This window comes from Streptomyces zhihengii (genome assembly GCF_016919245.1).
GTDB lineage: Bacteria > Actinomycetota > Actinomycetes > Streptomycetales > Streptomycetaceae > Streptomyces > Streptomyces zhihengii.
This window is the reverse complement of the sequence record NZ_JAFEJA010000003.1, coordinates 74,847-89,696: the sequence shown is the minus strand read 5'-3', so window position 1 is coordinate 89,696 and position 14,850 is coordinate 74,847. Positions and strand designations below refer to the sequence as shown.

The 14,850-nt window shown below is 67.1% G+C and carries 8 protein-coding genes and 1 pseudogene; 5 read left to right on the top strand and 4 right to left on the bottom strand.

All coding sequences use genetic code 11. The features are described from left to right. Positions 1-4 precede the first annotated feature (4 nt). From JE024_RS38560 to JE024_RS38545, 4 genes are all read left to right on the top strand, one after another. On the top strand, positions 5-1,522 hold the full coding sequence (locus JE024_RS38560; protein ID WP_205378649.1) for a VMAP-C domain-containing protein: 1,518 nt from the start codon (positions 5-7) through the stop codon (positions 1,520-1,522). Further along, on the top strand, positions 1,519-2,583 hold the full coding sequence (locus JE024_RS38555) for an AAA family ATPase (protein WP_205378648.1): 1,065 nt from the start codon (positions 1,519-1,521) through the stop codon (positions 2,581-2,583). The genes JE024_RS38560 and JE024_RS38555 overlap by 4 nt, the downstream gene beginning before the upstream one ends. Continuing rightward, complete coding sequence (locus JE024_RS41670) at positions 2,576-5,677, top strand: SAV_2336 N-terminal domain-related protein (protein WP_244883686.1); 3,102 nt, start codon at positions 2,576-2,578, stop codon at positions 5,675-5,677. The genes JE024_RS38555 and JE024_RS41670 overlap by 8 nt, the downstream gene beginning before the upstream one ends. Positions 5,678-6,750: 1,073 nt before the next feature. Continuing rightward, entirely contained in the window at positions 6,751-8,088 is a 1,338-nt protein-coding gene (locus JE024_RS38545) for a helix-turn-helix transcriptional regulator (protein ID WP_205378647.1), read from the top strand. A 1,014-nt stretch (positions 8,089-9,102) separates the two neighbouring features. On the opposite strand, the gene JE024_RS38540 is transcribed toward JE024_RS38545, so the two are convergent. The 4 genes from JE024_RS38540 to JE024_RS38525 all read right to left on the bottom strand — a co-directional run bounded on the left by JE024_RS38540 (position 9,103) and on the right by JE024_RS38525 (position 14,375). Then, positions 9,103-10,725 (bottom strand): ISL3 family transposase, encoded by a 1,623-nt coding sequence (locus JE024_RS38540; protein ID WP_205378646.1) that lies wholly within the window; start codon positions 10,723-10,725, stop codon positions 9,103-9,105. A 1,150-nt stretch (positions 10,726-11,875) separates the two neighbouring features. Further along, complete coding sequence (locus JE024_RS38535) at positions 11,876-13,153, bottom strand: phage portal family protein (protein WP_205378645.1); 1,278 nt, start codon at positions 13,151-13,153, stop codon at positions 11,876-11,878. After that, positions 13,108-14,037 (bottom strand): phage portal protein, encoded by a 930-nt coding sequence (locus JE024_RS38530; RefSeq protein ID WP_205378644.1) that lies wholly within the window; start codon positions 14,035-14,037, stop codon positions 13,108-13,110. Before JE024_RS38530 ends, JE024_RS38535 begins: the two co-directional genes overlap by 46 nt. Further along, positions 14,037-14,375, bottom strand: coding sequence for a hypothetical protein (locus JE024_RS38525; RefSeq protein ID WP_205378643.1), 339 nt, complete (start codon positions 14,373-14,375; stop codon positions 14,037-14,039). The genes JE024_RS38530 and JE024_RS38525 overlap by 1 nt, the downstream gene beginning before the upstream one ends. A gap of 81 nt (positions 14,376-14,456) precedes the next feature. Between JE024_RS38525 and JE024_RS42485 the strand changes: the two are divergent. After that, a pseudogene (locus tag JE024_RS42485) lies at positions 14,457-14,843 on the top strand (lasso peptide biosynthesis B2 protein); the annotation flags it as partial. Positions 14,844-14,850 lie beyond the last annotated feature (7 nt).

The following is a 14,850-nucleotide window of genomic DNA, read 5'->3' as shown; positions in this document are numbered from 1 at the left end:
GCCGATGACGCAGGTATGCGAACCGGCGCACGCCGAGCCGTGGAGTCAGGACGCCCAGAATCTGCTGTGCGACCTCCTCGCCGACTTCGCCAGCATGAACAGGCCGGATTTCCGTGCGGACCTGCTCGACCATGTGTCGCGCAATCCGGGGTGCCGAGGATTCGGCGCCAGTGTGCAACATGGGGCGACGGCAAAGGACCACGTTCGCAGCATGCTGTCCGCCGCCGCCGCGTGGCGCGACCCGATGGGGGCAGTTGAGGCGATCTGCGACGCCCTGGAAGCCATGGCCAACGATGACAGGGCATTCGCCTGGCTGCAGGTGGCGGTCCGGTCCGTCGTAGACGAACAGCCGCTGCCTGTGCACGAGATGGGGCAGCTGATCCGCGTGCTGCGCGCCCTTGATCCACAGCCCCGGCCCGCCGAACTCAAACTCCATGCCGCGAACGCCGGTAAGGGGCTCACCGCGCTCGAAGGGCACGAAACTCTTCCCGAGATCCTTGTCCGCATCGCCAGCCTGTGGGGAGACCAGGGGCCCGCACTCCTCGCGCGCTTCCTGCGCTCTCTGGCCGGGGACACCACCAGTCGACATCACGCCAACCGGGCGCCCGTAAGGGACATTCTCGACCGGCTGGAGTTGCCAGCGGACCAGTCCGCAGTACAGGTCACGGGAGAGTACCGGCTCATCATCCAGGTCCGCCTTGAGCCTGAAGATGCGCCGCACATCGACGACGCCCGCTACGGCCTGTACGCCACGTGCTACCGCCAGCCCCAAGCTGGAGGTGCGTTCACCAGAGTCTCATCCCTCACCCAGCCCCTGTCCCTGCGCACCAGTGAGCTCACGACGCACGGCAACAACTCCCTGACCGCGTGGGAAGGTCTGGCCGACGAACTCGAAGCCGTGCCGCCACCAGCGACACGCATCGAGTTCGTTCTCCCCTCCCGGCTCCTGGGTCACCCGGCCGAACTGTGGGCGACAGGCCCGACCGGTCAGGCATTGGGCCACCACCACCCTGTAGTCGTGCGTTCCCGTGAGCGGTACATCGATACCTTCATCAGCCGACAGCCCTGGCAGGGACGCTGGAGCCGATTGAACCAACGCGGCAGCGACGGCCAGATGGATGTCCTAGAACTCATCGAATGGCCGGCGATGACTCCGGGAAAGAACAGCGAGTTCTCATCCTGGATCATGGAGCGGCCCGCCCTCGCCTGCCTCGGACTGCGGCAGCCCTACGAACAACTCGATCCAAAGCTGCAAGAAGCGGTCAACGCGGCCATGTTCACCGACGGAATCCCCGCCGTGCTGTGGGTCCGCACCGCTGGCGATCCGGAGACCCTCATGCAAGCCCTGCGCGTCCACAAGCCGAGCTGCCTGGCGGATCTTCCGGACATCATTCATCAGTGCCGCTTCCAGGGGCGCGGGGCTGCGGACAGCGACGTGCGCAATCACATCACGCTGCTCTGGGAAGACCCCGACTGCGTGGACCGAAAGCAAGACCTCCGATTCACCGGGATGGTGTCATGAACAGCCCGCAGGGCAGCAACGAGGAGTCGGCGTTACCTGGCGAGGACTGGTGGATCTACCGCGGCTCACGGATGCCGCACGACGGAATCGAGGATCTGCCCGACACACCCGCCTGGCGTGCTTTCGGCACGTTCGACGAAGACGAACTTCTGATGCCCCCCGCGGACACTCCAGCAGTCACAGACCGAAGGCTGGGGCGCACCCAACAAGCGGAAGCCTTCCAAGCAGATGTGAAAGACATCCAACTCGTCAACCTGGCCCTGCACCTGCGCAGACCCCTCCTCATCACCGGCAAGCCTGGCGTGGGCAAATCCACGCTTGCCTACGCCGTGGCGCACGAACTCGGGCTCGGGCCCGTACTGCGCTGGTCGATCACCAGCCGGTCAACCCTGCGCGACGGCCTCTATGTCTATGACGCCATCGGCCGCCTGCATGACGCAGGCCTCAAGAGCTCCAAGAGACCTTCGCGCAATCTGGCGATCGGCAAGTATCTGAGGCTCGGTCCCCTTGGAACAGCCCTGCTGCCGTGGCGGCGGCCCCGCGTCCTGCTAATCGACGAAATCGACAAATGCGACGTCGACCTGCCGAACGACCTTCTCAACGTCTTCGAGGAGGGGGAGTACACGATTCCCGAACTCTCTCGGCTGGGACCAGGGCGCCGGCAGGTGATGACCTCTGACCAGGACGGCAAGGCGATCATCAAGGACGGCAGAGTGGGATGTGCCCAGTTCCCCCTGGTCGTCCTCACCAGCAACGGGGAACGCGAGTTCCCCACCGCCTTCCTGCGCCGGTGTGTCAGGCTCAAGGTCCAGCCACCGGACGAGAAGCGACTGGCGGCGATGGTTGCTGCCCATCTGGGAGGGAACATTGAAACCGAGTCTGCACGGACCGAGTTGATCGCCGAATTCCTGCGCCGCCAGCGTGAGGAAGGGGCAGTCTTGGCCAACGACCAGCTCCTCAACGCCCTGCTGATGGCAGAGCGCGGCCTGTGGCGTCACGACCCAGGCCGTAAGATCATCCAAGATGTTCTCCTCCGCTCGCTGAGCGATGGCCATGACTAGCCCGTCCTCTCCGCGCGAGCATCTACTCGCCGCCCTCGCCGGGCTGCTGCAGACGGATGACGCCGACCTGCCTCACGGCGGCGGCGTCGACCCCAAAGACCTGGCCGACATCCTGTGGGTCTCGCGCATCATCGGCGCCCCGCCTCAGGCAGGCAGCACACCCCTGCAGCCCCATTCCGTCCCGGAATCCGATTCTCCCGGCGGGCACAAGGACGCGCTCGACCCAGCCGCTCCGGGATCGAACGGCGACCGTCTCCATGCTTCCGCACCCGAAACGTGCGCCGTGAACACGACCACGGTGCGTCTACACACCCTCGGCGGAGGACGCGACGTGGCCTTCGGCCACGTTTCCGCTCACGTGGTGCAGGTCAGTCGGCCCGCCTTCCTCTCCGACCCGCTGCATCTGAACCGGGCCCTACGTCCCCTGCGCCAACTTGTGGCCGCATCCGGAGCACCACCGGACCTCGACGAAGAGGCGACGGCGCAGGCAACCGGCGAAGCAGCCCGTCTGATCCCCGTATGGCGACCAGCGACCAAGCCCCGCTTCGGTGTCGACCTAGTGGTCGACACGGGTAGCACGATGGCCGTTTGGCATCATCTCGCCGGTGAACTCGGCACTCTGCTCGAGCGCCACGGGGCCTTCGACAGCATCCGGCAATGGGCGATGAACACGGATACCGAGACACCCACGCTGACCCGCTTCCGTCGCAAGCCCTCCATGAGCCCGTCAGCCCCACAACCTTCCGCCCACTGGCATCGCCCCCTGAAGGACACGACCGGCACCCGCCTGCTTCTGGTGCTCACCGACGCCGTCGGACCGGCCTGGTACGGACCGAGCCTGCCGGCCTTCCTTGCATGCCAGACATCGAAACGCCCTGCCGCAGTGCTCCACGTGCTGCCCCGCCGGCTGTGGCACCGCACCGCAGTGCCGACAGAGAATGTCGACGCCCGCATCACCGACCCTGCCCGGCCCGTTCTGCAGTTCCGCACCCGCCACCTGCCGCCCCCGCTTCAGACGTCCCCCCGAGCAAGCAATGCGCAGGCGCCGTGCACTCGGTGGCTGCCTGTCATGGAAGTTCACGGCTCATGGCTTGCCCCCTGGGCCGAGCATTTGGGAGGCCGCAGCAGCAGTTGGGTGCCGATGCTCGCCACTCCCCTCGGCAATGTGCCCCGACCTCCCGCAGAGGAAGAAAGTGGCGCCAGCACTCCGCAAGAGCGAGTGGCACGCTTCCATGCCGGCAGCACATCCATGGCGTTTCGCCTTGCGTGCTACCTGGCTGCCGTGCCGCTGAGCCTGCCCGTCATGCGCATTGTCCAACGTGAACTCGTCCCGCGCTCAGAGCAGACCGACCTTGCCCAGCTGTTCGTCTCGGGTCTCATTGAACGCCGTGAACAGCAACAATCGGGCCAGGACCCGGATGACGTGGTCTACGACTTCCGCCCGGGTGTGCGGGAGGAACTCCTTGCGGAGCTGACACGCCGCGAATCCCTGGTGGTGCTTGAGGACGTACTCGCCAACGTGTCTCGCCGCGTCGCGGCGACATTCGGCGGCACCCTGGACTTCCGCGCTCTTGCCTCACTCGTCGGCAACGAAGACCGCCCCGCATCGTCACCGCTCGATCCTCGCAGCCTGCCCTTCGCGGAAGTCGCCGTCGCCGTTCTCAGCGGAGCCGGCGGCCAGCACCGCTCCATCGCCCGCCTGCTGGAGCAGGCAGTCCTCGCGCAGACCCAGCAGCCGCCTCCAGCTCCCGAACCTGCCGCGCCCCGCACATCGCGGTACAGGCCGGGAGACATCGTCCAGGGAATCGTCGCCTCCATCCAGGAGGGCTCCTTCCTCATCGGACTGGGTGATGAGGAGGCCATCTTGACGGCCGTGGAGACACAACCACATGCGCAGCTAGCCGTCGGCGACAGCCTCGAGGTGCTGATCCTCAGACGCCGAGATCCTACGGGTCGCTGCTTCGTCTCGCACCGGCAGGCAGTTGAGCACCGGCGTTGGCACGCGCTGCGTGAACACTACGAGCAAGACCGCTCCGTCGAGGGGACGGTGACCGAGGTGGTCAAGGGCGGCCTTGTCCTCGACATCGGCGTCCGGGCCTTTCTGCCGGCCTCCCTGGTCGAGCGGAGGCGCGTGCGCAACTTCCGCCCGTACCTCGGCCTAACCTTGAAAGCCAAGATCCTCGAACTCGACACGGACCGCCGGAACATCGTCCTGTCCCGCCGAGCCCTCCTTGAGGAAGCCGAGTCTGCAGCGCGCATCGAGTTACTCAACACACTGCGGGTCGGTGAAGTCCGCAGGGGCACGGTCTCCTCCATCGTCCCCTTTGGCGCGTTCGTCGACCTCGGTGGTCTCGACGGACTCGTACACATCTCAGAACTGTCCTGGTCACGTGTCGACCAGCCGTCCGACGTCGTGGAACTCGGCCAGGAGATCGAGGTTCGGGTCATGGAGGTGGATTTGGAAAGGGAGCGTGTCACCCTTTCCCTCAAGGAGACCACGGATGACCCGTGGAGCGTCTTCGCGCGCAGCCATGCTGTTGGAGAAATTCTTCCAGCCACGGTGACCAAGATCGTTCCCTTCGGCGCCTTCGTCCGCGTGAACGGCGGCGTCGAGGGCCTCGTTCACATTTCCGAACTGGCCGACCACCACGTGGACGACGCGGGATTGATCGTACGGGTCGGTGAAGAGATTTTCGTCAGCCTGCTCGAAGCCGACATGGAACGCCGTCGCCTCGCCTTCTCGGTCCGGCAGGCGAACGCGAGCCTCGGCAGCGACCCCGGGCATGCAGAGTTCGATCCGGCACTGTACGGAATGTCCGCTTCCTACGACGACGAGGGCAACCACATCTTCCCTGACGGGTTCGATCCCGAAACCAACGACTGGCTGCCTGGCTCCGAGGAGCAGCAGGAAGCATGGCTGGCCCAGTACAACGAGGCCCAGCGCCGCTTCGAACGGCACCGGGCCCAAGTCTTTCGGGCGCAGGAGCGGGCCCAACAGCTCGGCACCGTCACCATGGCGCTCAACCGTCGATGGCCATCCGCTGCGGCACTCGCGAGAGCCCTTCGCCGTAGGCGGGACTCCGAAGACGGCTGAAGCGAAACACGAGTCCGGCGGCCAGGAGGCCGTCGCCCATGCAAGTGCCATGGCGGCTTCTGGCCGTCCACCGCCAGTTGGGGCGTTGGCGTCGAAGAGCCTCGATCGGGGTGCGCCAGTCCGGGAACTCGCGGCAGCGGCGGGTGCTTGCGGGGGAATGCGTGGAGAAGTCGTGCACGTCAGCGCCGAGGTTCACGAGTTGCAGCACCTCGAAGTGTGGGATACGTCACGTCGTAGCGTTTCCATAAATGTCAAGACTCGGTCAATTTCGCACACGTCACCGGTTCTTGATATTCGAATATCGGATACTGGTCTAGACGGCTGAAGGTCTTCCGGTGAAGTGACATGTGTGTGACAGCAGTTCTATAGCTACCGCCAAGTTCTACCGCTCGGTAACGAAATGCCGGAGCTATCGCTTCCGGATCTGCCATGCCATCAGATACGCAACAGGCGAACGTCGTTGCGCTGTCCATCACTCCGCCCGAATGGACTCACCCGCTAAAGTTGTGATGTCGCCTTGTCGCACGGTACGCCGGAGGGCCTCCCTGGAGGGCCCACCGGACCGGAAGGGAGGTGATGGCCATGGCAGCTACCTGCTTCGCTCAGGCGGGGCAGGGCAGACGACGAACCGCAAGCTCGCGAAGAAGGTTCTCGAACGGTTGATCTCGCAGGCACTCGCCGAAAGGGTCACCGCACCTCCGGGAGTCTCCCCCAACGGCTAACGGGCCCCCTGGTGGCACAGGAAGCCCGTATGCGGAGCTGTCAGCTCCCGTAGCCGGCCCCATTCCCCGCTCTGGGTTTTCGCGAACCAAGGGGGTGGGGCCACCTTCTTGCACTGGACGCGCACACGTAGAAGTTGTAGCTGCACCGTGGCGCCGATGATGCCCAAGTTCCCGTATTGAGCACCTGCGATCCAGATGTATGGCCGACTAACTGCACAACAGCGCAGTTCAAGGGGGACTGTGACGCTGCGTGGCATCTAGTTGGCCCTGCAGGAATGTACCTCTAAAATGGTCCTCTGAAGTGCCGTTAGGAGGCAGTGCATGGCCCGCGGACTTGCGGACTTTGACCCAGTGGCGCTCTACAACGCCCGTAAGTCCCACGCCGATCGGGACGGCAACCCGCAACCGCTGAGCGCCGCACGCCTCGGAGAACTCGTCGGTACAACGAAGGCACAGATCCTTGCCTACGAGCACGGCCACCGCACACCCGATCCCGCACGAATCCGGCTACTCGCCGAGCGCCTGAGCATCCGCCCCATTGACCTGATGAAGCGGGACAACTGGCAGACCTGGAACGTGGCCGACTGGCGCCGGGCCAGCGGTCGCACCGCCCAGGAGCTCTGCGCAGAACTGGGCATCTCCCCAAAGTCCTACCGCAGACTGGAGCAGCAGGGCATCGTCCCGGCGCGCAGACCCCGGTTCCTCGACGACGTCGTCCAAGCCCTCGGCATCTGGCACTCAATCCTCGACAGCGCCATGGACAACATCCCGGCCGTCGCCGTGCGCCGCCAGGAGACGGAAGCCATCATCGAAAGACTCGCCACCACCTACGTGCGCCGCCCGGGCCACTGGAAGGGGCCGAGCCCCGACGACCCCGGGGTCCAGCGGCTGTCCCAGCTCTACGGCAGACCCGTGCAACGTATACGGCGCATACTCACAAGAGTCCTTGGAGAGCTGCGCCTCACAGCTGCCCGACGCGAACGAGAGCGCGTAATCGCCGACTTCGATCCCGAACCCTCTCGCCAGCTCAAAGCGGAGAAGGCGGCCGAGCGGTGGGAAGGGCTCTACCACGCGGAGCTTGCCCGGATCCCAGGGCTCCTCGAAGGATTCCACCGCAGCGCGCAACCGTCCGACACCTGGCAGGTCCTGGTCGCACTCCATGAGGTGGAGCCCCGTGCCGGAGCGTCATGGGTCCCCGCCCCACTGGTCGCGCGCCCCGAAACTCTGCAGCAGCTTCCGCCATCGATGGCCGTCCGGCGCACCTTCGGCGACCTGCAGGCCTTACATCTCACTCCGACCGGGGTCCGGCACGTCACCAGCTATCAGGAGTTCTACGCGGCCCTGTACCCAGGGGTGCGCCGGCCCCGCCAGCGCACCCCGCGCCGCGGCGAGTCAAACAGCTTGTCCCCGGCTCTATTCGGCCTCTCCATCACCCAGGAACGCTTCACCGTCCCACCGCAGATCCTGGAACGCCTAGTCCTTCGTTCCAGCGGGACGGGTCCGTGGGACCTCTGGCTATCCCCGACGATCCGGCTGACCATCAGCGCCAGCTCCGGACGCCCCACCGTCACCGCACACGATGACCGATACCCCGGCGACCAGCCCTGGCCCCCTCCGCTTGACCCGGTAACCATGGCACTGCGGCAAAGGGGCACTCAGACAGAAGGCCCAACCGGAGCCACGATATGACGGATGCCGGCACGACGGCACAGCACCCAAGTACCTCAAGACGGGCGCCCTTCGAGCGAGCGATTCGTGCTGCCCTGTCCCGGTCTTGGGAATCCGCGGCCAGCACTGTCTCGACCAGACGGTCGTATCCGCCCGTATGCACAGAGCACTCTGCAGAGCTGCCTTCTTGAAGCGCCGGCGCGCGACGCAGCCGTATGCGCTGGCGGTGGCTGCCGTTCTCCGGCTTGCCGAGTGATCCAGGTTAGTAGGGTGGGCGTCGTGCGGTAGCGCGTCCGTTGTCGATACTGCCATCTGAGCCCGTTTGTCCCGCGTGCTGGCCGGGATGGCCCAGCTTCCCACCGTGCCCGAGGACGGCGCCGAGTGTGCTCCCCGCGCCTGCGGGGATGGCCCCAACCTGGATCCGTCGCGTCCGCCTGGAGCCGCGGCTCCCTGCGCATGCGGGGATGGGCCCTTCCCCTGCGCCGAGACGGGCCTTCAGCAGAGGTGCATGCGCGCCCGGCCGAGGCGTACACAGTTCGCGGAGAGAACGAAGAGCGGAAGCAACGCGGCGCGCCGACCGCGAGCTGTCGGCTTGCGGCGACGGGTGGCGCACGCCGCTCCAGCTACGTGAGCGATGGCGCTGCGCGCGATGTCTCGGAGGAACGCCGTCACACAGCGCAAGACCTTCGGCGCTCCGGTCGTGGCTGACCGCCAGCGTGCCCGGCTCCGAGACACGAACATCAATGGAATTACGACACTTGGGGATGTCGGCAGAGCACAGCCCCATTGGCTTTGCCGGTCTGATTCGGGGTCTGGCCCGAGTTTTGTGGAACGTGAACTGTGTGTGACGGCCGCCTGCGACCCTGGCCTTGCTGATCGAGACGTGAAATGCTCGCCGAGTCGCTTCAACAGGTGCCGCCGGGGCGCCCGAGACCCCAGGGTCGAACCAGTGGGAGTAAGAGACGGTGCAGGCGGCAGCCGCACGCGTGACTCGCGATCGGAGTCCTGAGTAGACCCCACTGGACCCCGGCACCTTCACGCGAGGAGAACTCGTTTCCGGAGGAGCGGGAAGCCAGCGCGGCCGAACATCTGCCTCTTGAGCATCTTGATCCGGTTGACCGTTCCTTCAACGGGTCCGGAGTTCCAGTGGGTGGTGAGTCCGGCGGTAACCGCGTCGAAGTCGCTTTCGAGTCCGGCCGCGAAGGTGCTGATGCCGGGCAGGCCGGCTGCCACTGCTTCGGTGATCCATTCGGGCAGACGCAGGCCGTCGAGCGTGGTGAGCATTTCCGCGAACGAGTTGGTCAGTTCGGCGGCGGAGGCCAGTTCCGGGATGTGGGCGAGGACTGCCTTGCGGTGGAGCTTCTCCGCTTCGGTCAGGGTTGCCGGGTGCCGGGTGATCCAGCCGGTCACCTGCCGTACCGATGGTGGTGGCGGAGCGGGCGTGAAACCTTCCCGCTGGGGCAGGTCGCGGCGGATCCAGTCGCAGACGATGGTGTAGTGGCCGCGAAAGCCTCGGGCGGTGATCTCCCGGCAGAGAGCCAGGACGGTCACTCTTCCGCCGGTCTCAGCCCAGCGCGCCGCCAGGTAGGGCTTGAACGGATCGAGCTTGCTCGGAAGCTGCCGTTTCCGCCCCTTGACCATGTCTTGCCAGGCCACTGCGCGGGCGTATCGCTGCACGGTGTGTCGGCCCCAGCCCAAGTGCTGTGCGACGGCCCGCAGACTCATGCCTTGGGCGAGGAGTTCGTGGACCAGACCATGGTGCATCCGGGCCCGCTCGGCGAACTTGCCCTCCGGAAAGTCCGTTTCATCATCCCGCCCGGTGGCGTCCCCGATCGGGTCCTCCCAGAGGGGGTCCGGCTCGGGAACGGGGAACTGCAGGTCACGCAGGCCGGAGCGATGGGCGGCCACCGCCTTTTCGACGGCGGAAGCGAGGTTCTGCCAGAGGTGGAACCGGTCGGCGACCTGGAGGGCCTGGGGCGCGGCAACGTGGGCCGCTTCGGCGTAGGCGCCGGCGCGGTCGCGGCAGATGACTTCGATTCCGGGGCGGGCCGCGAGCCAGGGGGCGAGGGTGGCGGCGTCGCGTTCGGGCAGCAGGTCGAGGACCTGGTGGGTCTCGGCGTCGATCACGACCGTCCCGTAGACATGGCCGCGGCGCAGGGCGAAGTCGTCCACGCCGACAGCGCGAGGCTCGGTCGGCGCCGGGTCGGGCAAGTCCATCACCCGCCGCAACAGCGTATTGCGGCTGGTCACGATGCCCAGATGCGCGGCGAGCCGTGCACCGGCCCGCCCGGCGAGCGCCAAACCGACCTTGCCCATCGTGGACCGCAGACGCTCGGTGGTCCGGCCATGTCGCCTCCTCAGTCCGGGCACTTGCTCGACGAACGTACGCCGCGAACAGGCCGGAGCCGCGCAGACGAACCGGCGAACCCTCAGCACCAGCACACACGGCCGCCCACCACAGGCCAGATCCGTGGGAAACCGTTGGTAGGAGCCGTGAACCCGAGCCGACCAGTCCCCGCATGCCGGACAGCAAGCGCTGCTCGCGGTGCACCGTGCCTCGACGCGTATCGCTTCGCCGTACGTCTGGGCGGACGTAATCACGATCATCGTGTTCGACGGGAACAACAGCTCTTGCACCACGGAAGGATCTTCGCTCACGGCAACCGAATGTCGAGCACGCCAGCCATGCGATGAGCGAAATCCGGGCGACCTTCCAGTATCAGAAGCGGAGATCAACAACTACAACGAGTAGTCACCTCACACAACTTGGGCCAGACCCCAATTCGAACCGTCAACGCCACCCATGACCCATCGCATCGAATAGCCGCTCGGGGACACTCACCAGGTGGTGGTTTTTCGACACGAGCGCGCTCCGGGATGCAGCGTGACCAGTCGAGGTCTTACCGGTGCCCTGCCCGAAGATGACTGCGCGAGCTGCCCATCAGGGAAGCAGGACACCCTCTAACAATGCCATAAATGCGGCATATCGGAAGAATGTAATTGAAAACATTGAAGCGTGCATTCAGTCAGTCCCGTCGGCCATCCCCCGAACCCGCGACCGCCCCGATACAGTTGCCCATGCACCACCCTGCCTCCCTCGACCACCAGGCAGAACGCTGATTGAGGCCACCGTTTGGCCTCAATCAATAGATCCTCGTCAATACGGGGATGCCCCTCGGGGAACTTAGGCGCAACGCATGGTCTACGTCCTCCCCGCCGGGCCGGGGGTGCTCCCACTCCGGACCATCGGACGGCATAGAGCGCACTCCTCCCCGCCATCGCCGGGGGTGCTCCTCCTTCGTTCGACAATGCCAGTGTCGGGCGTGCACCAGTCGCGGCCCTGTGCCGCAGACCCTTCACCCCGTCTTCCCCGCCCAGCGGGGGTGCCCCGTCGACCTCCTCGAAAGAACCTCGTACTCCCCGCCGTGCGGGAATGCTCCGGAGACCGGAGAACAGGTCGACCAGGCTTGTGCCGTCCTCCCTGCCCGTGCAGGGGTTCACCGAACGACTCGCTGATCCAGCTCAGCGCTGCACCATCTCCTGCCCGACCTGAGGGGGTGTGTCTGTCCAACCGCTCCAGAGGCTGGACAGACACACCCCCTCAGGAGCCCTGTACCACCAGCAGCGCGGCCCGAACGATGCTCTGCGCCCCCTCATTCGGCACGGTCACCTCAGCACATGCCAGGGAGGCGCACACGCCGTTACTGCGCTCTCTCCGTCCCCCACACTTGCATCGTGCGGTCCGGCGCGCATGCTGTGCCCTCAGCAGCCGTCGATCCAGTTCAACTCCGACATTGCGCCGGGTGCGTCACCGAACAAGACCGGGTATCGAGCAATGCAGGCATACTCCCCTTGAGGCCGAATCTCTGAACATTTGACCTTCACCAGGTGCAGAAGCGGGCGGCCCGGAGATCCAAGCCGTCCGAGCCGCGAAGGCCGCAGCCATGCGCGGCTGTCTGCTGAGCCTGCAACCGCGTCGGCCCGACCTCAAAACTCCGGGTGCGCGTGGGCGACATGTCCGCCCGCTGCTGATCGGGGCGAGGGTGGTCGTCGTCTCCTCCTCCCAGCGGGCGGCGCTCACCACGCGGTCCTCGTCGATGTCCGCGTCACCACCGCGGGTGTCGTGCTCGTTCTCCGGTGTCCAGAAGCGGGTGTGCTTCCTCGTCTTCGGGGCGCGCAGACGGGCGACGATGACGCCGGCCTGCCTGGCGAGGAGTGCGGCGAGTGCTGCCCGGACGGCCAGGGCGACGGCGTCGAAGTCGGCGTCGGTCACCTCGAACCCTTCGGCGGGCGCGGTGAGGGCCTTGGTCTCGATCCGCGTGCGGGCGGCGTCGACGTCGTCGGCCGCCGGGCCGCGGCCGGGTGCCCCGGAGGCGGTCCGGGCCCGGGCGACGTCGTCGGCAGCGTCCCCCGGAACGGAGAGGCCGGTGTTCTGTGCGAGAGCTTGGGCGACGTCGGCGGCGGCCGGTGAGGACGGTGCGGCGGCGGCCGGCAGTTCCAGCGGCGCCTGGCCCCGGGCGAGCGCGACATCATCCGCGGCGGTCGGGCCGCCGTCGAGTGCCTGGGCCACGGCTGCGGCTGCGGCTGCGGAGTCGTCGCGCGCGGGGAGAGCGGGGTCCGATCCGGCTCCCAGGCCGTTGCCGGCGCCGGGGTCCGGCGCGAGGCCGAGGGCCTTTGCGTCCGCGTCGTTGGCCGGGATCGGGGCCTTCTGCGGGGAGATCCACAGGGCGCGGGACTGCGGGGTGTTGAAGGGCCGTCGTCCGGCGACCTTGCGGTACTCGTCGAGGGTGATCAGGCCGGCCTCGAACTCGGTTCGGGCTTCCTCGCGTGCCTGGCGGCGGGGGAACGCGAGCGCCTGCACGCCGGCGGTGTTGAAGCGGATCTGCCAGTCGTCCGAGAGGTCCGGGTCGAAAGCGGAGGCGAACAGGCGGAGGTGGGGGAGTTCCGTGTGGTCCCAGAAGTTCCACTCTTCGCGGTCTGCGTTGTTGAACGTCCGCTCGCTGGCGTTGCCGATCACGCTCTCGTAGACGCCGAACGCGCTCAGGATCTCGTTCTTCGCGGTGCTGGAGAGGGTCTCGTACGCCATCTCGCATGGCGGGCGGAGGTATCGACGTACGTGACGCCGCCCGGTCCGGTGCCGACGAGGGTGAGTTGCCCGGCGTTGTGCGCGCCCGGGGCAAGGCGGCGCTGGATGCGGTCGACTTCCTTGGCGTCGACGCCGTCCAGGTCGATGCCGACGATGCCGCCCGGGCGGCCGTCGTTGTCGATGAAGCTGATGTTGTAGGTGGGGGCCTTCACGTCCAGGTCGACGGATAGGCCGGCCGCCTCGAGCGGGGTGACGCCGCAGAACGGATCGGTGGGGTGCGGGTCGCGGAGCCAGATGACGTACCTGGGCTCGAGCTCGCGTACGACGCCGGCGTTGTCAGTGAACTCGAAGTGCTTGATGTAGCTGGCGTTCACGTCGTCGGGGACCACGCGGACGCGGTCCGGTGGGAGGATGTCGAGGCGGACCAGGACCCCGCCCCGGGAGTACGTCTTCTCGATGAAGACGCCCTTCTTGCTGAGCAGGAGCTGCGCGCTGACGCGCTTCTTGAAGACATCGCCGGTCTCCAGCGGGTTGGCCTGCTTGTTCAGCAGCCGCAGCAGCGGGTGGTCCTCGAGGACCTCGTCGAACTCGCGCTCGTCGCCGCCGCGGCCGATCTGCACGGCGAGGGTGGAGGCATGCTTGCTGATCGCCTCGACGGCCTTGAACGTCCAGATGGATCGCTCGTAGCCCTCGACGATGACGCGCTCGAGGTCCCATCCGTCTGCGCGTCCCTGCGTGCCCCAGATGTTCGTGACACCGGCGTAGGAGACGGAGGTGTAGACGCCCCCGGCGAGGAGGTCCTTCGTGTCCACGGGCGCGGCGGCCGGCTCCGGTGCAGGGGGCACAAGGAGGCCCCGCAGGGCGGGCAGGAACTGGCGGGGCATCAGGCTCCCTCACTGCCCGTGGCGAGCCACCAGCCCGCGCCGGCGACGGCACCGGCGATGGAGAGCCACCCGAGGGCCGGGGAGATGGTGAAGGCGCCTCCGGTCACGAACCCGTAGCCGACGCCGACCGCTGCCCGCAGGCGCAGCGTCCAGCGAGGAGCGCCGGTGCGCGGCTTGTAGGAGAGGCCGAGGAAGGTGATGGTGGCCCCGAAGGCGGCTGCGCCGAGAGCCCAGTGGAGTGCGCCCAGCGCCACGAGGGCACCGAAGGCGCCGGTTGCGGTCATGAGCAGTCCGGCGGCTTCGCGGGCCAGGGCCCTGGAGGGTTGCTGAGTAGTCACGCCGCGCACCATGGACAGTGGGCGGCGTTAGCGTCGCGTGCTCAGCTCTTGGGCCGGGAGACGCCCGACATGTAGGCGTTGATGCCGCGCCGGTTGATGGTGCCGCCGGGGATGATGCGGGCGGCCGGCCACATAGGTCTGGGGGCCGCTCTGGTGCTGCTGCGGTGTCTGCCCGTACGGCTGGTGGTACGCGCCGCCCGGCTCGCGGGTCGTCTGCCGGGCCGGGCCGCCTCGCCGGAGGAGGCCGACGCGGTGTGCACGGCGGTCCGGCGGGCGGCCGGTTGGTGGCCCGGTAGAGCGGCGTGCCTGGAGGAGTCGCTAACCGCCTACCTGGCCGCTGCGCTCATCGGACGCCGGGTGGCGTGGGTGCTGGGCGCCCGGTTCGCGCCGCAGGGCGCACACGCCTGGATCGCCACCACACATGCGGTGCACGGGCAGGAACCCGTCGACCGGGTGTGGCCGTACCGGGCTGTCC